Annotated in this window: 25 protein-coding genes; all 25 read right to left on the bottom strand. The window is 54.5% G+C overall.

Features of this window, described 5'->3' with window-relative positions:
- Nucleotides 1–2: 2 nt before the first annotated feature.
- A complete protein-coding gene (flgD, locus tag ACTJI9_RS17355; RefSeq protein WP_115054995.1) occupies nucleotides 3–398 on the bottom strand; it encodes a flagellar hook assembly protein FlgD in 396 nt (131 codons plus the stop codon).
- Complete coding sequence (flbT, locus tag ACTJI9_RS17350) at nucleotides 395–832, bottom strand: flagellar biosynthesis repressor FlbT (protein ID WP_336441451.1); 438 nt, start codon at nucleotides 830–832, stop codon at nucleotides 395–397. The genes flgD and flbT overlap by 4 nt, the downstream gene beginning before the upstream one ends.
- Before the next feature lie 5 nt (nucleotides 833–837).
- Entirely contained in the window at nucleotides 838–1,182 is a 345-nt protein-coding gene (gene flaF, locus ACTJI9_RS17345; RefSeq protein WP_115054993.1) for a flagellar biosynthesis regulator FlaF, read from the bottom strand.
- Between the two features lie 47 nt (nucleotides 1,183–1,229).
- Nucleotides 1,230–2,279 (bottom strand): flagellar hook-associated family protein, encoded by a 1,050-nt coding sequence (locus ACTJI9_RS17340; protein WP_115054992.1) that lies wholly within the window; start codon nucleotides 2,277–2,279, stop codon nucleotides 1,230–1,232.
- Nucleotides 2,280–2,281: 2 nt separating this feature from the next.
- Nucleotides 2,282–3,736 (bottom strand): flagellar hook-associated protein FlgK, encoded by a 1,455-nt coding sequence (gene flgK, locus ACTJI9_RS17335; protein WP_337353406.1) that lies wholly within the window; start codon nucleotides 3,734–3,736, stop codon nucleotides 2,282–2,284.
- A 31-nt stretch (nucleotides 3,737–3,767) separates the two neighbouring features.
- Complete coding sequence (locus ACTJI9_RS17330) at nucleotides 3,768–5,030, bottom strand: flagellar hook protein FlgE (RefSeq protein ID WP_115054990.1); 1,263 nt, start codon at nucleotides 5,028–5,030, stop codon at nucleotides 3,768–3,770.
- A gap of 130 nt (nucleotides 5,031–5,160) precedes the next feature.
- Nucleotides 5,161–5,832 (bottom strand): flagellar transcriptional regulator FtcR, encoded by a 672-nt coding sequence (gene ftcR / locus ACTJI9_RS17325; protein ID WP_115054989.1) that lies wholly within the window; start codon nucleotides 5,830–5,832, stop codon nucleotides 5,161–5,163.
- A gap of 461 nt (nucleotides 5,833–6,293) precedes the next feature.
- Nucleotides 6,294–7,574: a flagellar hook-length control protein FliK gene (gene fliK / locus ACTJI9_RS17320; RefSeq protein ID WP_440809627.1), complete on the bottom strand. Its 1,281-nt coding sequence runs from the start codon at nucleotides 7,572–7,574 to the stop codon at nucleotides 6,294–6,296.
- Nucleotides 7,571–8,770 (bottom strand): chemotaxis protein, encoded by a 1,200-nt coding sequence (locus ACTJI9_RS17315; protein WP_440809625.1) that lies wholly within the window; start codon nucleotides 8,768–8,770, stop codon nucleotides 7,571–7,573. The genes fliK and ACTJI9_RS17315 overlap by 4 nt, the downstream gene beginning before the upstream one ends.
- A 2-nt stretch (nucleotides 8,771–8,772) precedes the next feature.
- Nucleotides 8,773–10,008 (bottom strand): MotB family protein, encoded by a 1,236-nt coding sequence (locus ACTJI9_RS17310; RefSeq protein WP_440809623.1) that lies wholly within the window; start codon nucleotides 10,006–10,008, stop codon nucleotides 8,773–8,775.
- On the bottom strand, nucleotides 10,005–10,670 hold the full coding sequence (locus ACTJI9_RS17305) for a hypothetical protein (protein WP_440809621.1): 666 nt from the start codon (nucleotides 10,668–10,670) through the stop codon (nucleotides 10,005–10,007). Before ACTJI9_RS17305 ends, ACTJI9_RS17310 begins: the two co-directional genes overlap by 4 nt.
- The gene (gene fliF / locus ACTJI9_RS17300) at nucleotides 10,667–12,313 is read right to left on the bottom strand and encodes a flagellar basal-body MS-ring/collar protein FliF (RefSeq protein ID WP_440809618.1); all 1,647 of its coding nucleotides are present in this window, start codon (nucleotides 12,311–12,313) and stop codon (nucleotides 10,667–10,669) included. The genes ACTJI9_RS17305 and fliF overlap by 4 nt, the downstream gene beginning before the upstream one ends.
- A 142-nt stretch (nucleotides 12,314–12,455) precedes the next feature.
- Nucleotides 12,456–13,238, bottom strand: coding sequence for a flagellin N-terminal helical domain-containing protein (locus tag ACTJI9_RS17295; protein WP_115055116.1), 783 nt, complete (start codon nucleotides 13,236–13,238; stop codon nucleotides 12,456–12,458).
- Between the two features lie 183 nt (nucleotides 13,239–13,421).
- Nucleotides 13,422–14,171 (bottom strand): flagellar type III secretion system pore protein FliP, encoded by a 750-nt coding sequence (gene fliP / locus ACTJI9_RS17290; protein ID WP_115054984.1) that lies wholly within the window; start codon nucleotides 14,169–14,171, stop codon nucleotides 13,422–13,424.
- Nucleotides 14,168–14,653, bottom strand: coding sequence for a flagellar basal body-associated FliL family protein (locus tag ACTJI9_RS17285; RefSeq protein ID WP_336441444.1), 486 nt, complete (start codon nucleotides 14,651–14,653; stop codon nucleotides 14,168–14,170). Before ACTJI9_RS17285 ends, fliP begins: the two co-directional genes overlap by 4 nt.
- A 9-nt stretch (nucleotides 14,654–14,662) precedes the next feature.
- Nucleotides 14,663–15,376 carry a flagellar basal body L-ring protein FlgH gene (gene flgH, locus ACTJI9_RS17280; protein WP_115054982.1) on the bottom strand — a complete coding sequence of 238 codons (714 nt, stop codon included), beginning with the start codon at nucleotides 15,374–15,376 and terminating at the stop codon, nucleotides 14,663–14,665.
- Nucleotides 15,373–15,894, bottom strand: a complete 522-nt coding sequence (locus tag ACTJI9_RS17275; RefSeq protein WP_440809612.1) for a MotE family protein — start codon at nucleotides 15,892–15,894, stop codon at nucleotides 15,373–15,375. Before ACTJI9_RS17275 ends, flgH begins: the two co-directional genes overlap by 4 nt.
- Nucleotides 15,891–17,117, bottom strand: a complete 1,227-nt coding sequence (locus tag ACTJI9_RS17270; RefSeq protein ID WP_336441443.1) for a flagellar basal body P-ring protein FlgI — start codon at nucleotides 17,115–17,117, stop codon at nucleotides 15,891–15,893. Before ACTJI9_RS17270 ends, ACTJI9_RS17275 begins: the two co-directional genes overlap by 4 nt.
- Nucleotides 17,114–17,590: a flagellar basal body P-ring formation chaperone FlgA gene (gene flgA, locus ACTJI9_RS17265; protein WP_336441442.1), complete on the bottom strand. Its 477-nt coding sequence runs from the start codon at nucleotides 17,588–17,590 to the stop codon at nucleotides 17,114–17,116. The genes ACTJI9_RS17270 and flgA overlap by 4 nt, the downstream gene beginning before the upstream one ends.
- 8 nt (nucleotides 17,591–17,598) lie before the next feature.
- Nucleotides 17,599–18,387, bottom strand: coding sequence for a flagellar basal-body rod protein FlgG (gene flgG / locus ACTJI9_RS17260; RefSeq protein ID WP_115054979.1), 789 nt, complete (start codon nucleotides 18,385–18,387; stop codon nucleotides 17,599–17,601).
- Nucleotides 18,388–18,404: 17 nt separating this feature from the next.
- Entirely contained in the window at nucleotides 18,405–18,731 is a 327-nt protein-coding gene (locus tag ACTJI9_RS17255; RefSeq protein ID WP_115054978.1) for a flagellar hook-basal body complex protein FliE, read from the bottom strand.
- Nucleotides 18,731–19,150 (bottom strand): flagellar basal body rod protein FlgC, encoded by a 420-nt coding sequence (gene flgC / locus ACTJI9_RS17250; RefSeq protein WP_115054977.1) that lies wholly within the window; start codon nucleotides 19,148–19,150, stop codon nucleotides 18,731–18,733. The genes ACTJI9_RS17255 and flgC overlap by 1 nt, the downstream gene beginning before the upstream one ends.
- A gap of 4 nt (nucleotides 19,151–19,154) precedes the next feature.
- Nucleotides 19,155–19,535 carry a flagellar basal body rod protein FlgB gene (gene flgB, locus ACTJI9_RS17245; protein WP_115054976.1) on the bottom strand — a complete coding sequence of 127 codons (381 nt, stop codon included), beginning with the start codon at nucleotides 19,533–19,535 and terminating at the stop codon, nucleotides 19,155–19,157.
- A 94-nt stretch (nucleotides 19,536–19,629) separates the two neighbouring features.
- Nucleotides 19,630–20,205 carry a hypothetical protein gene (locus tag ACTJI9_RS17240; protein WP_440809607.1) on the bottom strand — a complete coding sequence of 192 codons (576 nt, stop codon included), beginning with the start codon at nucleotides 20,203–20,205 and terminating at the stop codon, nucleotides 19,630–19,632.
- Entirely contained in the window at nucleotides 20,202–21,578 is a 1,377-nt protein-coding gene (gene fliI, locus ACTJI9_RS17235) for a flagellar protein export ATPase FliI (protein WP_440809604.1), read from the bottom strand. Before fliI ends, ACTJI9_RS17240 begins: the two co-directional genes overlap by 4 nt.
- Nucleotides 21,579–21,581 lie beyond the last annotated feature (3 nt).

The following is a 21,581-nucleotide window of genomic DNA, read 5'->3' as shown; positions in this document are numbered from 1 at the left end:
GGTCAGCTGATGACGATACCGGCCGTAATGATCAGCTCCGCCCCGCCTTTGAGCTTTGCTACCATGCCATCGCTATAGATACGCACGGATTCGACCACGCCCGAGACCTTGCCATCGGGGCTGGTTACGGTCCGTCCGATGATACCATCCGCTTGAGACAATGACGAACTTGCCAGTAGCTGTTCAAGCTTGGCGTTCATCTGAACAGCTTGTTCAACGCTGGAGAATTGCGCCAGCTGCGTCACCTGCTGCGTTGCGTCCATGGGCTTGGTCGGGTCCTGATTTTTCATCTGGGCCACGAGCAGCTTCAAAAAGGTCTGATAGTCAGCGCCAGCAACAGCTTTTGGTGTATTGGTCTGATTTGTTTGTTCCGTGCCTACGGGCGGAATAGTGGTCATGCTGTCGCCTCCGGCCTTATCTGGCCCGTTTGTGCAGGAATGGCAGCGCCTGAACCACCCGACATGATTTGTGCTTCCAGCGCGTAAAGCGCACGGATCGATTTTAACGCTTCGAAGATGCGGTCATTACAGACCACCTCATCGATGAGCTTCAGCTCTTTCAGCATTTGCTGGTTGGAAAACGTGCCGAGAAGCGCCGTCAGCATGCGCTTGAAAGCCAGGTTCGCCTCGTCCTTTGCCGATGGGTTGATCAGCATGATCTGCGCCGCGAAATAGAGCTGCCGCAGCGGCGTCGTTGTTTCGTCAGCCTGAAGCACATGGCTTCCCAGAAGGAAGCTCACATCATTCATGAATTCGAGCGCGACTTTGCGGTCAGCGCGCAGAACAGCCCCGTTCACATATATTTTTTCGCCAGCGCGCAAGGACACTTTCATGGCATTCAAATTCCGTCGCGAATGGTTTTTGTGATGTCGATTATGCTGTCATAATCGACCGACCTTTCCTGTCGGATGGCTTCCAGTTCCTTCAGAATGAATATGCCTATGGATATCAGCGATGCGCGCAATTCCTGCGGTAACTGGTTTGCCGGATCCCCAAGGTCTTCCATTACAATCATCCACAGACGGGACGTGAACTGGACGGCTTCAATTCCCTTGAACGAATAGCCGTCCTCGTCACGCGCTGCCTCAAGCATCATGATCGATTGATCGAATAATGACCGCTCACGCTCTTTGGCGCTCGTCGCGCCGTCATTGATGATATCGTCGTATCGAGCCTGGTACATTGTCTTCTCAAAGTTTAGATGCATGCGGATTGCACGCAAGGTCAGGTCTATTTCAGGTAATTCAGCAAGCTCAAACTTTGCATCTTCACGGTCAGTGCGTAGGAAGCATCAATCTGGGTTCGCAGTGCTTCCACCCTGTTGGCGGCTTCATAGGGGTCGACGCCCTCAAGGCCGATCACTGAGCTGTTGAGCACTTTCAACTGCACTTCCAAACGATCCGTTGCGTCTTTCGTTCGCGCCTGAGCTGTTCCGAGAACAGATTGCACGCCGGGCAGCGTTGAATTGGCCTCTGTGGTTGTCTCGATCGCCTTTGTGATCACGGCATCGAAAGCGCCCTGGTTCAAACCAATATTGGCGAACTCGGCGACCATCGTGTAGCTCATCATCATCTTGCGAAAACCGGCATTGTTTGCACTGACCGAGGTCTCGGCCAATTCGGTTGGCGCGATGCGGCTTTTCATGAGCGTATCGGAGGCAGATGACCAATTATCGGACCATGAGGCGGCATCAAACTCTGACGAGAATGGACCGTCCAGAAAGGCCTTCATATCGTTCGCGCTGATTGTTGAAACCTGAGGATCAGTAACTGGAAAGCCGAAATGGTCTTCAAAGGACTGCAGGACTGCCGCGCGTGCCGGATTGCCTGCTGCATCATAATCGCCAAGCGGCTTTACGTCAGTGTTGACGCCGGCAAAGACATATTCGCCGTTAAAACTGGTGTTGATCAAAGATGTCGCCGTCTGCATCAGCCCTTTTGCGGCATTAGCTGCAACCTCATGGCCCTGTCCGCTACCGCGCATGGCGATAATCGTTCCTAAAAAGCCCTGAGAACCCTTCATGGCATTGCTCAGCGCATTTTGCGATGTCGTCATACGCTCGGCCAGCAATTTATTGGAATCCGTAAGGACTGACAGTCGATCATGTTCCTTTCGCAACGAAAGCGATTGCCCGGTGCGGCTGCCCAGCGCCAGACCGGTATCAAATACAAAGCCCGTCGTTGCTTCCTGTTGCGCCTTGACCAGATCAGCCTGCGCCTTTGAAATGATGCTCCGGGTTGCGTTTGCAAGGACGTATGAAGAGACCGATTGTGTTTTCATGTTTATGACGCCGCCCGGAAGAGTTCTTGGAACATGGAGTCTACTGTCGACAATATGCGGGCCGACGCCTGATAGGAGTGCTCCAGGTCCAACAGCGATTGCATCTCGGTATCGATGTTCACGCCGCTGACATTGGAAATCGCATCACTCGCTCTGGACGAGAGAATTTTGTTGTAATCGTTCGTATCCGTCACGGATTTGCGCTTTTCCTCAAGCGAGCTGATCGATGCGGCGGCGAAATCAAGCAGGCTTTTATTGTTGCCTGCTGCCGCATCAACGTCAAAAGTTCGCGGTGCGCCGATCGCCCCAATCAGACTTTGCAGCCGATCAGAATAGCCTGCAGAACCATCCGGATTCTGAACATAAGGTGTTCCTGCCGGGCCGCCATCGCGCAATAGCGCAGGATTGCCGCCTTCCGACAAAATATAGGCAGATGATACTTTAAGTGACCCCGCGATTCCCGGAAGGATCGTGGCATCGGCCGGCATCGCCGGTGCGCCCGAATAGGTAAACAGGCCAGGGACTGTCGGTACGCCTGTGCCTTTTTCAGCAAACATGCTGACGAGGCTGCGGGCAATTTCATCCAGTTGCTTTTGATAGGCCGGCGCAGTCTGGTCCCGCAATTGCAAGAGACCGCTCAGCCGTCCGGTGCCATAGGGTTGATCAAATGTGCCATGCGACAGCGGTACGCCGTCCACATAGACCTCATTGCCGCCCGTTGAAGCGCTAAACGCACTTGTCGGTGTAAACGTCACAGTTCGTGCAGATTTTTCAAAAAGCGTGACGCCTGACTCGGCGAAAATGACCATATCATTGTCATCACGCTTTAAGGTTGTGATACCGATTTCACCGGATATCTGCTTTAGCAGGCCGTCCCGTTCATCAAGGTCATCCGAGACATCAGACCCAGCCCTTGTGCCACTGACCACCCGATTGTTGACCGCCTCGAACTTTGCCAGGAGGTCGTTGATGTTGTTGACCGAGTCCGCAATATCATTGTCGGCATCCTGGCGAAGCTTCTGCGTTTCCTGCGTTCCCCGGTTAAGGCTATTGGCAAGCGACACGGCTTTGGCAACGGCGGATTCCCCCACCGAGCTATTGCCAGGCTGAGAGGCATAAAGCTGGAGTGAATCCCGTAAATCGCCAAGAAGGGCTCGCGGTGAATCAGACGCATTACTGGCTGAATAAATGCCCGAAAGGCGATCAAGACCGCCTTTCAAAGTGTCGGATGCTCCCAGAAAGCTGTTGGCTTCCACGAATTTGGAAAGAAGGGCCTCATCTGCCGAGCGTTTCACCGACATATAGGTCAAGCCACCGGCGCCGCTTACCACTGACCCTATGCGCCGCGTGAAATTTGGATCGTTGGCACCTGCAATATTGCGGGAGACGACCGCGGTCTGCTTTGACACGGTATTGAGAGCACTCTGAGCAGTAAGGAGCGCTGAAGTTAGTGACATGCCCTTTGTCCAATTCCCATTATAAGTTCAGCTATCGTTTCAGATTGACCAGCACGTCCATCAAGTCCGCACCGGTCTGAAAGACTTTGGAGTTTGCCGTATAGTTTCTCTGCGCTTCGATCATTTCCGTAAGATCCTGCGCAATATCCGCATTGGATTCCTCAAGGGCTTCTGACGTGATGCTGCCAAAGCTTCCCTTGCCGGCAAAGCCCACCTGAACTTCACCGGAATCGGCACTGGTCGAGAACACATTGCCTGACAGAACCTGAAGGTTGTCGGGGCTGGGCACATCCGCGAGCGCGATCTGGTAGATCGGACGGGTCGTGCCGTTCTTGTAGTTGGCCACCACGATACCATCGGCGCCGATCGTCACGTCTTCAATCGGACTGGGCGAATTGCCATCGATCTTGACCTGAATGGGATTGTAGTCGCCAGCCAGTTGCTTCGTGCCGGAAAAGTCGATTTCGAGCGGCTGGCCATTTGGAACGACAACGGAAATCGACTTGTCCGCCGATGTGAGCTTGCCTGTCAGGGCATCAAAGTTGAATGTCTCGGTTGTTAGCGGAGCCGCTGGCGTATAAGGGAACCCGCCCGTTGCCGATGCATTGGCCTTGTTATAAACGGCGGCCTCCCATTGGTTGTCCGCCGTCTTGGTGTAGTAAATATCCAGAACAACGACATTGCCCAGATTGTCATAGGTTTGAACCGACGATTTGGCGGTGAATTTTGCCGTAGCCGTTGTATTTGCAGGTGGCCGGTCGGCAGCGGGTATAATCTCAGCGCCTGCCGGCAAATTCGCCGTAAAGACGCCTTTGCGGCTCGGGTCAGCGATCAGATCGTTTTGCGAAAGATTGATCTTCTCCAGACCCTGATAGCCATTAGCTACCGGATTTACGTTGCCGTTGGTAATGGGATACCCCATCAGGTAAAATCCGGCAGTATTGACCAGATTTCCGGCAGCATCAGGAACGAACGAACCGGCACGTGTCAGGTAAGGCGTTCCATTGGCATTGCTGACGATGAAGAAGCCCCTGCCTTTCAAGGCAAGATCAGTAGAGGATGTCGTGAAACGCAGCGGGCCATCATCAGAAATATGGTGGCGAACGGTAGTTTCGACCCCACCGGAATTGTAGGAGCCGCCGGAACTGGGAAGAACAAGCGAAGAAAACTCGGTGCTCGCGCGCTTATAGCCGGTCGTGCTCGAGTTGGCGATATTCTCGGATACCGTGGACAGCCGGTTGGCTTGACCGTTCATACCCGACACGCCGGTTCGCATCATTCCGTAAAGGCTCATTTCCGTCTCCTAAAGCGCGATTCAGTCCAGAATCGTTATGCCTCGATACTTGCGCGAAGCTGACGTGGGGAATCACTGAGAGAAGCTAACAAATTTTCGATTGATCAGGATCGGCGGCACGCGCCGGTCTTCAGTCGAGATTTATGCAATAGCCAAGGAAGCGTTTTGAATCGATCGGATCATATCCAAGCTGCTCACGCAGTTTCTTACGCAGCTTGCTGATATGGCTCTCGACAACGCTTTCTTCGACTTCACTATCGAAGATTCCATAGATCGCATTGAATATCTGGGCCTTGTTCAACCGCCGTCCGCGGTTGGCAATCAGATATTCAAGGATACGGCGTTCGCGGCGCGGCAAGGAAAAATCAACCCCATTAACCTGCGGATCGCGCCCATCGGAGAAAATCTTGATCGGCCCGATCTGGGTTCCACTGCTGCCATTGCCGTAACGTCTACGGATTGCATTGATCCGGGCCAAAATCTCGCGAACATGCATGGGCTTGCGCACAACATCATCGACGCCAGCCTGGAAAAGCTCCAGCGTGTTTTCCAGCGATTGGGTGTCGTTGACAGCGATCACGGGAGCCGAGCAACGTTCACGAATTTTATGTGGAAACTGGCTACGGTTCGCACACTCCCCTATCAGAAATGCTTCCACTGCCATAATATCTTGCTCCTGAACGGTGGCGACCCACTCACCAAAATCGTTCGGAGAAAACCCGGTTGTCGTTATGCCCTCTCGGGCGAACCATGCAGAATACCCACTCGTCACCAGACTTCGTTCGTCGACGACTACAATCACAACCCCACCTTCCGAATCAGTAACTTAACCCCAAGCACGACACACGTAGCGGTGGTAAGGAGTTGTCGACAATCCCCAACTAATTGTTCCTAATTAATTGGGAGTCGGAATGAAGTGGTATAATAGCTGGACTTGGGGGAAAAGCCGACACGGCGGCTGTAGCAAAGCTGACGCAATAAGTTTAACAAATTGCCAACGGGAAATAAAATTCACGTTTTATTACCGTGTATTAACGTGGTCCCTTATTGCAAAAGATGCGCATGCCAGGAGTCCAGTTTTTGCGCTCGCTTGCGTCATATGTTCCATTACCCGGCAAACATAATTTTTCTGCATGATGTTCATTGCCCGCCCCGCAATGCCTCGCTGCCAACTTCGTTTTTGGTGCAATCATGGCGTGCGCGCACGCAGCCTGGTCCCCACGAACTGGTGACGGCATAGGCAAACCGACAGTCAGGTGCGAATTAAACGACGAGCCCGCGCGAAGAACGAATTTGAGCGCCTGGCTTTGCCGGTAATTCGACATGGTCATCCGGTGCAACGTCTGCGGAAAAACTTTGATGGGTGGTTCGATCTTCCGGCGTATTCTGGAAACCTGATTGGCCCTGATTATTGCCGCGCGCGCCGAGCTGTTGCGGATCTTGCCCGTTAAGATTTTGCTGACCGGCTTGAGGGTTTCCAGCACCTGCCTGCGAGCGGTCTATAATGGATATTGTGACATTGGATGCATCATCCGTAACGCCAGCGCGGTGCAGCGCTTTGCCCAGGGCCTCACGATCATTCGATAAATGTTCGGCCATTGCAGTGCTCGCCGCAGCAATCTGGATATGCATTCCCTCGGATGTCAGGCGCAGTCTGGCCGTTACAGTGCCGAGTTCGACGGGCTGCAATTGAATGACCAGCGTCCTTGCTGCACCCGTGGTGCGATCCGAAACCACTTCTATGCCGGTGACAGCCGGGGCATTGGCGGGTGCGGCAACCATCGCGATATTTCCCATCAAGGGTTTTGCCGTGGCTTGTGGCAATGAAGGTGCAGCCTGCTGAAATGTGTTCTTCTCAGGCGCCGCAATCACGTCCTGCAATGTCTCCGTCACCGGATTGGGATCCTGTTTCTCCGGTTTTACCGCCGTTGACGCTCTGGCAGAACTGGCAACATCACTCTCCTGCTGCTTTGCGGAGACAGGAGATGGCATTGCGGGCTCGGATGAGGCTTGTTCGGGTATAGGAGGCGTAGACGAGACGGAAAGTCTGCTAGAGCGCTCTGGCACTTGCTTCGGCGCTTGTTCTTTGTCTGCAAGAACATCTGCAGCATCTGTCTGTGGCGGGATGTCATCGTTTCCCAGCGTCAATTCAGCAGCATCCGAATCTGTCACGGACACTGCTCCTTGCAAGCCCTGCTGGTCAATCAAGGTATCGGGGGGAAAAGCGGTTTTATCACCTTGCCGCCTATCCAGCATTTGCTCCAACGCAATAATTGGTTGCGTGAAAGCACTCTGTGTAAGCGACATGGATTCCTCATCCCTGTGATCGGGCGGGCTGTCTGGCCCAGCGCTTTTTTCGTCACCAGGAATGTGGTTTAAAACGCTTTTCCGGTGTGGCTTGACGGCCTCCAAAAGCGATCCAAAATTAGGTTGCAGCTCTTTGGCTCCAAGCATTTCCTGGAAGTTGCCTTGCGTCTCTTCCTTTGTAGCCCGCACCGGCGTCTGCAACTTCAGCTTGAAAGGCATATTGGATCCGATCGTCATTTCCCGGCCTTTCCAAGAATTGCGTCGATCGCATCGAGCTTCTTGCGCGTTTCTGTAATCATTGCATCTTCCGTATCGACGGCGGGCGGCTGGCGCGTCTTTTGCGGCGTCTGCGTGGCGATCTCTGGCGTGGGGATAGTTTGGGGCTCCATGGCAGCTGACGTCACACGCGGTTGTTCGGTTATTTTCCCCGCCATGGCCATAGCCGCTTCAAGTAGGTTTACGTCGCGGCCATGCAGACGATCCTTTGGCAGGCTGGACAATATTCTGCCCGCTTCTCCGGTCTCATCGGAACCGACATTGCTCACAGCAAGGTAAAGCCTTGCCTGTGTGTTGTCGGCTTTGAGCGCAGTGGCCAGTTCTTCCGCTTCCCGCGCGGCAAACCGGGCACGGACCAGATCACCATTAACAATAGAGCCACGGGCGAGGCGCAAGTAAAATGGCATCCGGGCGCCCGGCCAAGCCAGCACTGCCAGATCCTTGATTTCCTCCTCGCTGATTTTGTCCTTCAGCTTCAGCAAGGCGTCGACAAGCTGGCGATAGAAATCTTCCGAATATGGTGATCTTTCAAAGCGTTGCAGGTAGTTTCTGGACAGATATAGCAGCTTGTCTTTCTCGCCAAGACCAGCGGCGATGCTGAGACCGCGGCGCAGTGCGGCCTCCTCCAGCAGCGTTCCCGGCGCATTCAGCAGTATATAGTCGAGGCGCTTGAGAGCTGTAATCGCATCAATCGAAGCGAGTTGAGATGCCGTTACCAAATAGATCGAAGCGTTGAGTTCTGCTGGCAGATTTGGCGGCAGTTCCTGAAAGTTCTCGACAATGCGAAGCGCATCGCCATCTGCATAGGCCAATGATCCGGCGATAAGTTTAGGATTGATCTGATCAGGCTTCAGCGTGGCAATGATGCCGCGTACAACATCAGGATTGCCACCATTCAGCAGATAGATGAAAAGCGCATAGGCATTGGCCGGCTTGTCCCAAGCCTCCGGTTTGGCCTCTTTAAACTGACGAGAAACATGCGCAAGAACCCGGTTGAGCATCGGCAACGCTTCCGGCTTTCCAGATGCTACCTGGTCCTGCAACATGCGCATTGACCGCACCAGAAGATATGGCTCTGGTGCAAGCATATCCGCTCGTGCCTGTGCCTGCATCAAACCGAACAAACCCAGTATCAACACAAGATGATAGCGCCTCACTCTCATCTGCCAACCGTTTTAAGAAAAATATCGATCCGGCGATTTTGAGCTGCATAGGGATCCGACGCAATCTTTGGGTCGCGATCCGCATAACCGTCAATTCGAAGAATACGCTTTGCGTCGAGACCGCCCCGCGTCAGCATATAATAAGCCATATGGGCACGCGCCGAGGACAAACGCCAATTGTCATAGCTATCGCTCTTGAACGGTCGCGCATCGGTATGACCGCTGATGACAACATCACCCTTGCGGGAGGCGATGATCTTGCCGACCTCATCCAGCACCTGCACGACGCGCTTGTCAGGCTTTGCCGAGCCAATGGCAAACATGCCATAGTCAACTTTGTCAGTCAGCTGAATCATAACGCCTTCATTGGTGGGGACCACTGTCACCTCCGGCGCATTTTTCTCATCTGCAATGCCGGTCTTTGCGATTTCCGCAGCAAGCTTTTGGGCAATCTCGGCTGGACTCATCTCCCGCTTGCCTTCCGTGCCCGTCTGACCAGCAGCTTTCTTGTCCTCGACAGACTTGGCGGCAGGATCGGGTTTTATATCGCCAGCGCTCAACCGCTGTGCCAGCGATGCCTGTTCAATCGTTACCGACTCCTGTTTGGAGGCGTCCTTTTTGACGCTAGCGCTTTTTTCAAAGGATGGGGGTGGCACGGGCGGGCTATCCGTCAGAGGGAAAATTTCATCATCCGCCCGGTTAGTCCAATAGTTGGGATTGAAGGGATCCCGATAGGCCTCACCGCCTTCCGCACCGGTCATTGGACCAGCACGATTAATGCCACCGGCACCCGCGACGGACCGGTTCTGGAGGACACCAGAATCCGTGGCGATCTCCGCAAGAACCGCATAGGGATCTTTGAAGATCTGCCGCTCTTCGCGTTCTGGCTGCGTCTCAGTATCACGGTCGTTGCGAGAACTCTTTGTTTCCGCATCGGTGGAATCGGGACGTTCGAAGCGGACCTTGCCCTTTTCCTCGTCAGAGTCCTGAATACCCTTTGGTCTGGCGTTACGGTCCATCAATTTTACGGGATTGAAATAGCTGGCAACAGCCGCTTTGGTTTCCTCGTTAGCAGCATTGATGAGCCACATGACGAGGAAAAATGCCATCATTGCCGTCATGAAGTCCGCATAGGCAATCTTCCAGACACCGCCGTGATGACTGTCTTCGCCATCGCCTCGGCCACGACGCACGATAACAATTTCGCGATGCGTTTCGGGATCAATGTTCATCGGATGTGATCTCTCAAACTATCGATCAGACGGCCAAGCCGTGTCTCGATAACCGTCTCGTCAAGCCGCAGGGACAGCTCTGCCTGGTTTGCCTCTGACAGAGAAAAACGCGTAAGATCAAAGCCGGGCCGGTTGCGAAGCACGTCCAGAAGATGCGATGGGCCGCTGATCTTCGCGGTAATCCCTTCATATCCCATGGTCAGTCGCTCTATTTCGCTTGCGAACGCACTTACCGCACGTTCCCGCATATTGACTTCAATCAGTGGAACAAGCACCGCAGCAAGCGAGCCGGAAAGATCAGACGCAATCGTCTTCAGCCCTTCATCCAATTGCGCTGAAATGCGCGCTCCCGTCTGCTCCAGAAACGTCACTTCAGCTCCCGCAAGTTGTTCCTGAAACTCCCGCTCCAGCCTGACCTTTTCAGCCTCGAACAGAACCGAAGCTTCAACCTGCCCCGACTCCCTGCCCGCAGCAAATGCCTCCTTGATCTTGAGTTCGTAGTCGATGAGTTCGACTACCTCTTCAGGAGAATCGTCAATATCGGTTTTGATTGTTATCCGCTCGCCAGGTGCGGTAAATACCGTCACGCGATCGGCGGGCACATGCTGCGGCGTGAAATCCGTCAGCATGCTGGCGATGGATCTGGGTTGGGGTGCCGTCATGCCGCTTCATGCACCCATTGTTTGAGGATCGCGGCGACACGCTCCTCATCCATGTCGATCATCTGCTCCAGCCTGTTCTGGGCCGGAACGCGCATGCGGCGTCTTAACTCGCTGAGATCGTCATAGGGCGCACTTTGCTCGGCATTTGCAGCAGCAACAGCAGGAAGATTGTTTGCTGGTGCAAGCCCCGGCACCGCGAAACCCGGCTCATCCGCAAGCTGCAAAGCATTCTGCTGATTGCTCATTTCACGCATCAATGGACGCACGCCAAACCAGAGTACCAAACCGACCGCCGCAATCAGCGCCGCAGCATTGATGAGCGTACCTGTCTGCCGGAAGATCAATTCCGATATGGGTGTTGAAGCCGGTTGCAGCTGCTCGTCGGCCGCTTCCAGGAAGTTCACAGCTGTAACATTGATCACATCGCCGCGCTTGGTATCAAGACCGGCGGCGGTTGCGACCAATTGCGTAATCTTGGCAATCTGCTGATCCATGAAGTTGGCCGGCGGCGGAGTCTCACCGGCAGTCGCCAGCAATCGCGCCTGATCAACCACGACCGCAATCGAAAGGCGCTTGATCTGATAGCTGTCACTCGTGGTCGAAACCGTCTTCGAGTTCAGCTCGTAATTGGTCAGTTCTTCACGCTTGTCGGTTTTTTCAGTGGCGCTGTCGCCATTTCTGCTGGCAATCTCTTCCTGTGGAATGTTCTGTTCCACACCTGTCGCATTGTCACTGGTGGAATTTTTCGAATCGCCACTTTCGCGCACCACGCGAACCGAGCGTTCGACGCGCGATTCAGGGTCGAACACTGTCTCATTTGTCTGACGCCGATCCGTATCCAGTGCCACCTGAACGCTTGTCTGGAAATGCCCAACGCCCAGATAGGGCGCAAGCGCCTTGCGGATATTCTCGTCAACAGATGACGAGACATTCTGCTCCAGCGTGGCGGACATGACTGCACCGGCATTGGTGCCGTCATCCTTGGAAGCCAGCAGCCTGCCATTCGTATCGAGGATCGTGACTTCCGAGGCAGTCAATTGCGGAACAGCCGCTGCCACAAGTTGGCGTATGGATTGCGCGGATTCAATTGCGAAATCGCCTTCGGTGCGGATGACAACCGACGCGGAAGGAGCTTGATCGCCGCGACGGAAACTGCCTTTCTCCGGCAAGACAATGTGCACTCGCGATGCCTTGATCCCGCGTATGGCCTGAATGGTCCGTGATATCTCGCCTTCAAGCGCGCGCACCCGCGTGATTTCCTGCATGAAGGATGTGAGGCCCAGCGAGCCCATATTGTCGAAAAGTTCGTAACCGGCATTGTTGCTTGTCGGCAGGCCCTTTTCTGCAAGGTACATACGCGCCTGATCGGCCTTGCCGAATGGCACCAGAACCGATGTTCCGTCTGACTTGACATCGAACGGTATGCCCGCTTCGCCCAAGGCCATACCCATGCGATTAACGTCATCGCGGCTCAGCCCGACATAGAGTGTCTCATATTGCGGCCGGTTAAGATAAAAACTAGAGGCAAGAATAGTGGCAAAAAGCGTCACACCGATGATGCCCAGCGCAATAAGCCGCCGGGCTCCAAGCTTTTTCAACGCTGCGCCAAGCTGCTCAAAAGTCTGTCTTAGGTTCTTTTCCATCAATTCCCACCGCAACACCTTGGGCCGACCATAGATGCTGAAGCTTGCGCGAAGTTAGAGTGGCGTTGCTCAAAGCCATTGCCAGAAAACAAAAAGGCCACGCGCGAAGCGTGGCCAATTGAGTTTTGCAGAACTGTTCTTATTAGCCGCGGAAGAGCGACAGGATGCTCTGGTTGCCGGAATTGGCAATCGAGAGTGCCTGAATGCCGAGCTGCTGCTGAACCTGCAAAGCAGACAGACGAGCTGATTCTGCGTTCATGTCAGCATCAACGAGCTGGCCTACGCCGCGATCAATCGCGTCCATCAGCGAGCTGGTGAAGCTTACCTGCGTGTCGATACGGGTCTTTGCGGAGCCGAGACCCGCAGCAGCAGCTTTCATCGTGTCGATGGCTGTACCGACGGTTGCCGATGTAGTAGCGGCTGTGAGAGCAGCTTCGAGATCGAATGCAGCAACAGCAATGGTTGTTACGCCAGTGCCAGCCTCGTAACCGGTAACGATGTTCTGGGCTGTGCCACCTGTCTTGAGCAGGTTAACGCCCTGGAATGTCGCGCCCTTTGCCATTTCAACGATCTGAGCCTTGAACTGGGCAATGTCGGCATCAATGATGGCGCCGTCTGTGCCTGGAGTTTCCTTGGCAACATATTTCGCCTGAATCTTCTGAGCGAGGTCGATAGCTTTCGTCAATGAAGTATAGGCAGTGTCGACGATGGAAGCACCAAGACCAAGACCGTCCTTAACAGCAGAAAGAGCCGAGTTCTGCGTGCGCATGCCGGTTGCGATTGACCAGTATGCAGCATTGTCGGAAGCTGTCGAAACGCGCTGACCGGTAGCAATACGGTCCTGCGTTGTTGCAAGGTTCTTGTTTGTTGCGGAAAGTGTCTGCAGCGCAGTCATTGCTGACGCGTTTGTAAGAATGCTAGCCATAGAATGAAGTCCCTGATGAGATATTATTTGGGACATACCGGACTGACCGGTATAACGGAACGGCATCATGCCTATTGTCATTGCGACAACCCGTTATGTGCGTGATGAGTATGCCAAAAATGTTACGGTTTCAATAACGTTCATGATTAATTTTTCAAAGTTGGTTAGCGCACCTGTATCCGGCTAAGAATAGGAACGGATAAGACTGCCAACAAGGATGTTCCAGCCATCGATGAGGACGAAGAAAAGTATCTTGAACGGCAGCGACAGCACGGTTGGCGGCAGCATCATCATACCCATCGACATTGTGAGCGTTGCAACGATCAGATCAATCACCAGGAATGGCAGAACGATCAAAAAGCCGATTTCAAATCCGCGACGCAGCTCGGAGATCATGAATGCGGGCACGAGGATACGCAGGTCAACAACTTGATTCGCCTGTGTGCGAAATGATTCGTCGGCCAGGTCTTCGAACAATCGCAAATCCTTGTCGCGGACCTGCCGCAGCATGAATTCGCGAAACGGCGTGGTGATTTCATTGATCGCCACATCCTGAGTGATCTGGTTGTTGACCAGCGGCTGCACACCATTTTGCCAGGCTCTGTCAAAGACAGGTGCCATCACATAGAATGTCATGAACAAGGCAAGGCTGATCATTACCAGATTGGCGGGCGTAGTCTGCAGTCCAAGCCCGGCCCGCAACATCGAAAATGCAATGGCAAACCGGGTAAAGCTCGTGACCATGATGAGAATGCCCGGTGCAATCGACAGAACGGTCAATGCCGCCAGCATCTGGATGATCTGGCCGCTGGATGATGCACTGCCTTGCGGTATCAATCCTTCAAGCAAAGACGCTTGTTGAGCCATGGCCGTTCCACCAAGACCAAATAATAACCCGGCCAGAAGCACCGGCGTCAGATAACGTCTTTTCATTCCATCACCAGCGCCCAGATGTAAACTTTATCGACTTTGCCTTCAGTCCGCATGCGCGCACGTTCCTGCAGATCAGTTCTCAAATATTCCAGTCCGGCTGGTCCCCGCAGCTGCATCAGGTTTACCGTGCGAAGGAAGGCCATGAAGTCGGCGGAAACGGCGGTTGTCAGCTCGTCGGAAATTGTTTCTCCCGGCCGGACAATCAATCCTGCCTCCAGCCTGATCCAGACATCCTGAGGGATTTTGACATTGGTGAGGATCGGCTTCAGTACGACAACACTGCCGTCGGGCATTGCCTCCACCGACGGAGTTTTTTTCTCCGCCGCACCGGAGGCAGCCACAGGTACCGCCAGACCCAGTTGACCACCAAGAAACCAGCCTCCCGCACCGGCAATGAGTGTCAACACGACGACGACAACTGCCAGGGCAGCCATTGAAGGCGCCTTGCGTGTCTGAACGGTATCTTCGGTGGCAGCGCTCATTGTGGGGCTCTAAATCGGCGAGACCGCATCAAGGACCTGCTGGCCCCATGGCGGCTGTTGCACTTCGCTTTGGCGACCACGACCACCATAGGAAATGCGCGCTTCTGCAATCTTCTCGTAGGAAATCGTATTATATCCTGAAATGTCACGCGGCCTTACAACACCGGCCACATTGAGTACGCGAAGCTCGTTGTTGACGCGGATTTCCTGCGATCCGCGAATGATGAGATTTCCGTTCGGCAAAATGTCGGTCACGATTGCAGCAACCGACAGATCGATTTTCTCCGATCGTTCAATCTTGCCCTCGCCCTTGGTGCGGCTATCTGAATCATAATCGAAATTGCCGCCAATATTGCTTACCGAGATTCCGCTCCCGCCCAGATCCGCCTTGGCGCCATAAATGCCCGAAGCGACGCGTGAGCGGTCAGACTTGTTGTCAAGCTTCGCCCGGTCATCAATCGAGATAACGACTGTCAGCACATCACCCGGATTAGTGGCGCGCGGATCGCGGAAAAAACTGGCCTGTCTGTCCTGCCACAGCGAGTATTTCTGCGGACGAGGCTGTACCGGGTAGTTTGATGGGTCGCTCACCGTAAAATTGTGTCCTACGCCCGTGCCGACCGGCGTCATCTCCGGCGGTCGATTAAAATCACGCGGATTCATTGCACAGCCTGAAACCAGAAGTACGCTTGCCAAGGCCATCGGCATTGCCGCTTTTTTCATTGTGCGGTTCTTTCTTTTGTCGTCACAACCCGCGAACCGACAATCACCCGCGCCAGCTTGGATGATTTCTCCGGGGGCATCTCGTTGAGAATAACGCTGGAAACCCGTGGGTTGAGTTTCAGCAGGAGCGCCGCGGCGGCTTCATCGCCCAGCAGTGCCATTTGCGCTGCGGCAGCGTCGGGCCGCATCTTGGATATGATGCCGACAAGTGAGTCTTCAGCCTTATCGATAAATTCGTCACGGCGTTTCAGCCAGACTTCATATTCCTGACGCTTGGCGTCGAGAAGTTCGATACGGCTATCTATATCCTCACGCAATTGCTGAAGCTCGCGTGTTTGCATCGCATAACGAGCATCGGCGGCCTTGTCGGTGATATTGGAGCAATACCGGTCAATCTCCTGTCCGGTATCATCCTGCGTTCTGGCTGTTTCCTGGGAAAAGCCGTAAGCCGGCAAAAGCAGCGCCAGGCTGAAAGCAAGAGCTGCAACAGATGTTTTGAGAAAGCCCGACACGTTCATTGGACCACCAGTTCGGCATGGAGGGCGCCGGCGGTCTTGATGCCTTGCAGAATCGCGATGATACCCTGTGGTTTCACTCCAATCTGGTTCAGCCCCTTGACAAGGCTTTCCAGATCGGTGCCCCCAAGCACCCCGATTTTCGATGTCTGGTTTACATCAATTTCGGTATTTGGCTCTACCGCAGTTTCGCCGTCCGAAAATGGTTCGGGCTGCACAATCGTCGGACGTTCAGTCACGCGCACTGACAGGCTGCCATGACTGATCGCAACGCGGGAGATGCGCACTTTTTCGCCAATGACAACGGTCCCTGTCCGCTCGTCAACGACTACACGGGCGACTTCATCTGTGACGACCGGAAGCCCCTCAATTTCGGCAAGAAAACGCGTCGCTGAAATGCTGGCAGGCTTACGCAGGCGGATCGATTTGGAATCCCGCTCTTTGGCAACAGCCTGCTTGTAGCGGCGTTTTGCAAAGGCATTGATCGTATCGGTAATGCGTACCGCGGTGGTAAAATCGGGTTCACGCAGCTCGACAATCAGCTCATCATGACCAAAATTACCGGTGACTTCCTTTTCCACCAGCGCACCATTGGGAATGCGGCCGCTTGTCGGCACTCCCTGTGTTATGGTTTCCGCTTGGCCCGAGGCCGTAAAGCCGGAAACGATCATATTGCCTTGCGCAACCGCATAGGTCTGGCCATCGGCTGCGGCCAAAGGAGTCATGACCAGCGTACCGCCAGCCAAAGAAGTCGCATCGCCCAATGACGAGACTGTAATATCGATCCGCGAACCACGCCCAGCGAAAGGTGGCAAATTGGCCGTTACGATCACGGCAGCAATGTTTTTGGTACGGGAGGCACCGGCTGGTGGGCTAATGCCAAGATTATCCAGCATGGCGCGCATGGACTGTTCGGTAAAGGGCGCACTGCGCAAGCTGTCACCCGTGCCGTTCAAGCCGATGACAAGACCATAGCCGACAAGCTGGTTTTCGCGCACACCCTGAATATTGGCGATATCCTTCAAGCGGGCGATTGCTCCACCCTCGCCAAGCTGTGATGAGGCACCTCCCCAGCGGCCATCATCAAGCTCTTTTTGAAAGGCTGCCCGCGCTTGCCCAGGCGTTTTGTAGTCCTTGGCATTCGCCGACGGCTCAGCTGCATAGCCAGCGGGTGATGCTGCAAGCATCAAGCCGACAAATGCCATGAGGACACGCAGCAGCTTCATTGCATACCAACCTGGATGCTTCCATTGGCAAGCACGGTTCCGGTTACAATAATGCCGCTATCAATGTTGCGGACCTTTACGAAATCACCGGAACGGCCGGCCTCCATTGGTATGCCTTTGGCAGTGATAACCAGTGCGCCCGTATCGTAGACGATTGGAACGGAAACTCCGCGCTGAACAAGATCCGGCTCGTTCACGGCTGTAACCAGAATGGGTTTTCCCGGAAGGAGGGTCTTGCGCGCGACCTTGCCGATCAGCTGATCGGCGGACAGGATATAACTTCCCGCCGCACTGGACTTGATCGTGAACATCTTTTCTTGCAGCTCGTTGCCGCCGATGGCCTGCCCGGGATAGATGATCTGCGATGGGACGATAAAAGTTATGCGGTCGGCCAGGGCCGACGACACCACAAAGAAGGCCGTGGCAAAAGCACTGGCCCGCAACAGATTCTTTATCGCTCCAATGGCTGTCATCATCACCCTCAACGCAGATTCTTCGAAACGACCGAAGCCATTTCGTCGGCGGCCTGAATGACTTTCGAGTTCATCTCATAGGCCCGCTGCGCCGTGATAAGATCCGTGATCTCCTTCACCGGATCGACGTTTGAGCTTTCAAGATAATTTTGCTTCAACGTTGCAAAGCCCGGATCACCCGGAACACCCACAACGGGATCACCGGAGGCATCCGTTTGCCGGAAAAGATTGTTGCCTAGCGGCTCCAGCCCGGCTTCATTGGCAAAGTTTGCGATTTGCAGCTGCCCCAGATTAACCAGCTGGGTCTGGTCCGCCATTTTAGCGAACACTTGTCCACTCTCAGTGATCTTGACCTCAATCGCATCGGTAGGAACAACGATATTCGGTTCAACGAGATTGCCATCAAGGGTCACAAGCTGACCCGTCCCGTTGACGTTGAACGCTCCGGCGCGGCTGTATAAGGTGTCGCCTGCAGGGTTCTGTATCTGGAACCATCCACGGCCTACCAGCGCGACATCATAAGGATTTCCGGTCTGGTTGAGCGGCCCCTGTATATGCAGATTGCGCACCGCAGCTGTCTGCACACCAAGACCAACCATGGCTCCTTCGGGAACAATGCTCTGGTTGGCAGCATTGGGAACGCCGGCTGTCCGCTCTGCCTGATACAAGAGATCAGAAAATTCGGCCTTGGCGCGCTTGTATCCGGTCGTATTGATATTGGCGATATTGTTCGCAATGACTTCCAGATTAAGCTGTTGGGCATTCATGCCGGTGGCTGCGATAGTAAGCGCTTTCATTGGGATTCCTTATCCAGCTAAATCGGCATGCGGCTGATTTCGAGATAGGCCTGCACGATCTTGTCGCGAATGGCGATCGCGGTTTGCAGCGATTGTTCCGCGTCCATGACCGCATTAACAACGTCGCGGGTCGGCACGTCGCCCGTCATGCTTTTCATGGACACAGCTTCTGCGGTTTGCAGCTTGCCGCTCACGGAGCTGGCGAGTTCTGAAAGCACATTATCGAAGGATGGCTGACCGGGTGCGGCAACTTGCGATGCAGCAGAGGCGGCCCCCTGATTGACAGTCTCGGTCAGTTTGGAAAGGGCGTTACGGGTAGAAACGCTGAGAAGCTGGTCTATCATCAGGAATTCCTTAAAAGATCGACGGTCATGGCAATCAGCTCGCGCGCTTGCTTGACGACTTGGAGATTGGCTTCGTAAGAGCGGTTGGCTTCTCTCATATCCGCCATTTCAACGACCATGCTGACATTGGGATATTTGACATAGCCGCGGCTGTCTGCCGCCGGGTGACTTGGCTCATATTCTTCGACAAAGGCGGAAGTATCCTTGCCGACCTCGGCAATTTTAACCGTTTCGACGCCGGTCGTACGATCAAGCTCGGTCGCGAAGGAAACCGTCTTGCGCCGATAGGGATCGCTGCCGGCTGTCTTGCCGGTCGATTGCGCATTGGCAAGATTTTCCGAAACGATGCGTAAACGTGTTGACTGGGCGGAAAGGCCGGATGCTGCGACTTTAAGGGCGGCCTGTAGCGGATCACTCATGCGCTTAAGCCTTCACAGATGACATCATCATGCGGTGAAACGCCTTGACGATGCTGGTGTTGAGCGCGAATTCGCGATTGATCTCGCCGGATTTCACCATTTCCATTTCGAGGTTAACGGTGTTCTTGGAGTGGTTTTGTTCGGTCACTGCGTCCTTGCGCAGGGCGGTTGCCGCAATGCCTGAGGCATCGATTTCCAGATGCTTCGGATTGGTGGCCGCCATTGTCAGTTGCGACTGGGCAAGGACGTCATGGAATGGTTCGACATCGCGAGCCTTGAACCCTGGAGTATTTGCATTCGCAACATTTCCTGAAACCGCTGCCTGCCTTACTGACAGCCACTCGGCCTGACGTGACGCCAGATCGAACAGATGAATTCCTTGCATGTGCTTCCCCGCAGCCGAACCGATTAACCCGCTCTTAATATATGTGGTCAGGCTTGCGTGAGACTTGCGGCAGCGTCAGCTTCAGTCGATCTGGCTAGAACGTCCTGTCGATCACAGTCCCGTCGGAGGTCTTGATATTCCAGCTTCCGGGCGCTGTTCCGCGCTGTATAGCCACCAATGTGCTGCCATCCGGCAGTGGTGAGCCCTTCTCGACGAACCAATATCCTGTTTCGTCCTCAATCATCACCAGTCCACCTACAACTTCGCGGACAAGGAATTGCGGCTTACCCGGAAAAGGCTGTTTGCTGGCGTCCTCCATCTTCGCGAACCTGTCAGCTGTCAGCTCCGACGTTGTAGCTGTCGTCATCGGATCAAGCTCTTCGCTGGAATTGGGTGATGTTGAAGCAATCTTGCCCCGTGTCTCGCGTACAACCTTCTGGTTGGCACGGTTGAGAGGATCGCGCACCTGAATACCGGAAGCCTCGGGCTTTGGGCGCGCATCCAGAATATCGTAATACATGACGAATGGCAGCACGAAGGAGACCACGGCCAACCCGAAGCCTGCCGTTTTAAGATAGCCGTCAAAACGCTTGTCGCGTTGTTTGGGCGCTAGGGCTGTCTCGATATCGACCGATCCGGGTTTTGCCGCGTTTGCTTGTTGTTTTGTCATGATGGCTCCGTTGGCCGCAAGGCGGTGGCAAGGTCGCTATAAGGGTCCTGAGATAGTGGGGAGGCTGGCGTCTGCTGCATTGTCCCGTATATCAGCGGTACGAGATGGACGGCCTGATCAATCTGCGGATCGCTGCCGGTCTGATAAGCGCCGATCATCCGAAGATCGCGCGTTTCCTCGAACCTTGAAATCAGGCTGCGCAGACCCGTCGCAAGTTTTGCCTGATCCGGAGACCAATTATGGTGTGCCAGACGTGATATCGATCCCAGAATATCGACAGCCGGAAACCGCCCCTGAGCCGCTATGGTTCGATCGAGAACGATATGACCGTCAAGAGTACCGCGAATGGCATCCGAAATGGGATCATTGTGATCATCGCCATCGACGAGAACAGCATAAAGCCCGGTAATTGTGCCTTGGCCTTCAAGACCTGGCCCTGCCCGTTCAAGCAGGCGCGGCAGCTGGCTGAAAACGCTCGGCGGATAGCCGCGTGATACCGGCGGTTCACCGGCGGCAATGGCTATTTCGCGTGCGGCATGGGCAAAGCGCGTAATCGAATCCACGATCAAAAGTACATTGTCGCCGCGATCACGGAAATACTCGGCAATCGCAGTGGCCGTATTGGGAGCAAGCCGTCGCATCATCGGGCTTTCATCACCCGTGGCAATAACGGCAATGGTCTTATCCAGTTTGCCAGCCATTGTGTCTTCAAGCATGTCGCGCACTTCGCGGCCGCGCTCGCCTGTCAGTGCGAGAACGACTGTGTCGAAGTCAGCCGCTTTGGTCATCATGGCAAGCAGCGTGGATTTGCCGACGCCGGAACCGGCAAAAATGCCCATACGCTGGCCGAAACACATGGGCACGAAGACGTCGACGACATTGACGCCGCTGCGCAGACCTTTTTCCACCCGGTTCCTGTTCATCGCAGAAGGTGCTGCACAGTCCACAGGTACTGGTTCGGCTCCGGCGGTCATCAATCCCTTGCCGTCGAGCGGCTCGCCCAGCGCATTGATAACCCTGCCCTTCCAGTCTGGTGATGGTGCAATACGAAACTGGCCTTCGGGAAACACCGGGCTGTCGAGCGATGGCGTAATCCGGTCGTCAAATGGTTTGATCAATGTTTGAGTTTGTTCAAGCCGCACTACTTCCGCGGGATGAAGATGCTGATCACATCGGATCATCACGAGATCCCCAAGCTGCACCTTGTCCGAGATACCCCTTACACCGATTGCCGACCGCGATACTTCATTGACGTATCCGCCGACAGCAACAGACTCACATTCCCGGTTGGCCTGTGACAACACGCGCGCCAGGCTGTCGAGCCTCACCGTTCCGGTGTTCATGGTCTGTAGGGCACTGTTCAGCGCGGTCATGAA

Source organism: Phyllobacterium sp. 22552, assembly GCF_052044585.1.
Taxonomy (GTDB): domain Bacteria; phylum Pseudomonadota; class Alphaproteobacteria; order Rhizobiales; family Rhizobiaceae; genus Phyllobacterium; species Phyllobacterium ifriqiyense.
This window is presented reverse-complemented; position numbering and strand designations above follow the sequence as displayed.

Bases quoted from the DNA above. Each gene is read 5' to 3' on its own strand.
- flgD (WP_115054995.1), bottom strand. From the start codon at position 398: ATGACCACTATTCCGCCCGTAGGCACGGAACAAACAAATCAGACCAAT.
- flbT (WP_336441451.1), bottom strand. From the start codon at position 832: ATGAAAGTGTCCTTGCGCGCTGGCGAAAAAATATATGTGAACGGGGCT.
- flaF (WP_115054993.1), bottom strand. From the start codon at position 1,182: ATGTACCAGGCTCGATACGACGATATCATCAATGACGGCGCGACGAGC.
- ACTJI9_RS17340 (WP_115054992.1), bottom strand. From the start codon at position 2,279: ATGAAAACACAATCGGTCTCTTCATACGTCCTTGCAAACGCAACCCGG.
- flgK (WP_337353406.1), bottom strand. From the start codon at position 3,736: ATGTCACTAACTTCAGCGCTCCTTACTGCTCAGAGTGCTCTCAATACC.
- ACTJI9_RS17330 (WP_115054990.1), bottom strand. From the start codon at position 5,030: ATGAGCCTTTACGGAATGATGCGAACCGGCGTGTCGGGTATGAACGGT.
- fliK (WP_440809627.1), bottom strand. From the start codon at position 7,574: ATGACGATCGGATCCAATATGCCTTTCAAGCTGAAGTTGCAGACGCCG.
- ACTJI9_RS17310 (WP_440809623.1), bottom strand. From the start codon at position 10,008: ATGAACATTGATCCCGAAACGCATCGCGAAATTGTTATCGTGCGTCGT.
- ACTJI9_RS17305 (WP_440809621.1), bottom strand. From the start codon at position 10,670: ATGACGGCACCCCAACCCAGATCCATCGCCAGCATGCTGACGGATTTC.
- fliF (WP_440809618.1), bottom strand. From the start codon at position 12,313: ATGGAAAAGAACCTAAGACAGACTTTTGAGCAGCTTGGCGCAGCGTTG.
- ACTJI9_RS17295 (WP_115055116.1), bottom strand. From the start codon at position 13,238: ATGGCTAGCATTCTTACAAACGCGTCAGCAATGACTGCGCTGCAGACA.
- fliP (WP_115054984.1), bottom strand. From the start codon at position 14,171: ATGAAAAGACGTTATCTGACGCCGGTGCTTCTGGCCGGGTTATTATTT.
- ACTJI9_RS17285 (WP_336441444.1), bottom strand. From the start codon at position 14,653: ATGAGCGCTGCCACCGAAGATACCGTTCAGACACGCAAGGCGCCTTCA.
- flgH (WP_115054982.1), bottom strand. From the start codon at position 15,376: ATGAAAAAAGCGGCAATGCCGATGGCCTTGGCAAGCGTACTTCTGGTT.
- ACTJI9_RS17275 (WP_440809612.1), bottom strand. From the start codon at position 15,894: ATGAACGTGTCGGGCTTTCTCAAAACATCTGTTGCAGCTCTTGCTTTC.
- ACTJI9_RS17270 (WP_336441443.1), bottom strand. From the start codon at position 17,117: ATGAAGCTGCTGCGTGTCCTCATGGCATTTGTCGGCTTGATGCTTGCA.
- flgA (WP_336441442.1), bottom strand. From the start codon at position 17,590: ATGACAGCCATTGGAGCGATAAAGAATCTGTTGCGGGCCAGTGCTTTT.
- flgG (WP_115054979.1), bottom strand. From the start codon at position 18,387: ATGAAAGCGCTTACTATCGCAGCCACCGGCATGAATGCCCAACAGCTT.
- ACTJI9_RS17255 (WP_115054978.1), bottom strand. From the start codon at position 18,731: ATGATAGACCAGCTTCTCAGCGTTTCTACCCGTAACGCCCTTTCCAAA.
- flgC (WP_115054977.1), bottom strand. From the start codon at position 19,150: ATGAGTGATCCGCTACAGGCCGCCCTTAAAGTCGCAGCATCCGGCCTT.
- flgB (WP_115054976.1), bottom strand. From the start codon at position 19,535: ATGCAAGGAATTCATCTGTTCGATCTGGCGTCACGTCAGGCCGAGTGG.
- ACTJI9_RS17240 (WP_440809607.1), bottom strand. From the start codon at position 20,205: ATGACAAAACAACAAGCAAACGCGGCAAAACCCGGATCGGTCGATATC.
- fliI (WP_440809604.1), bottom strand. From the start codon at position 21,578: ATGACCGCGCTGAACAGTGCCCTACAGACCATGAACACCGGAACGGTG.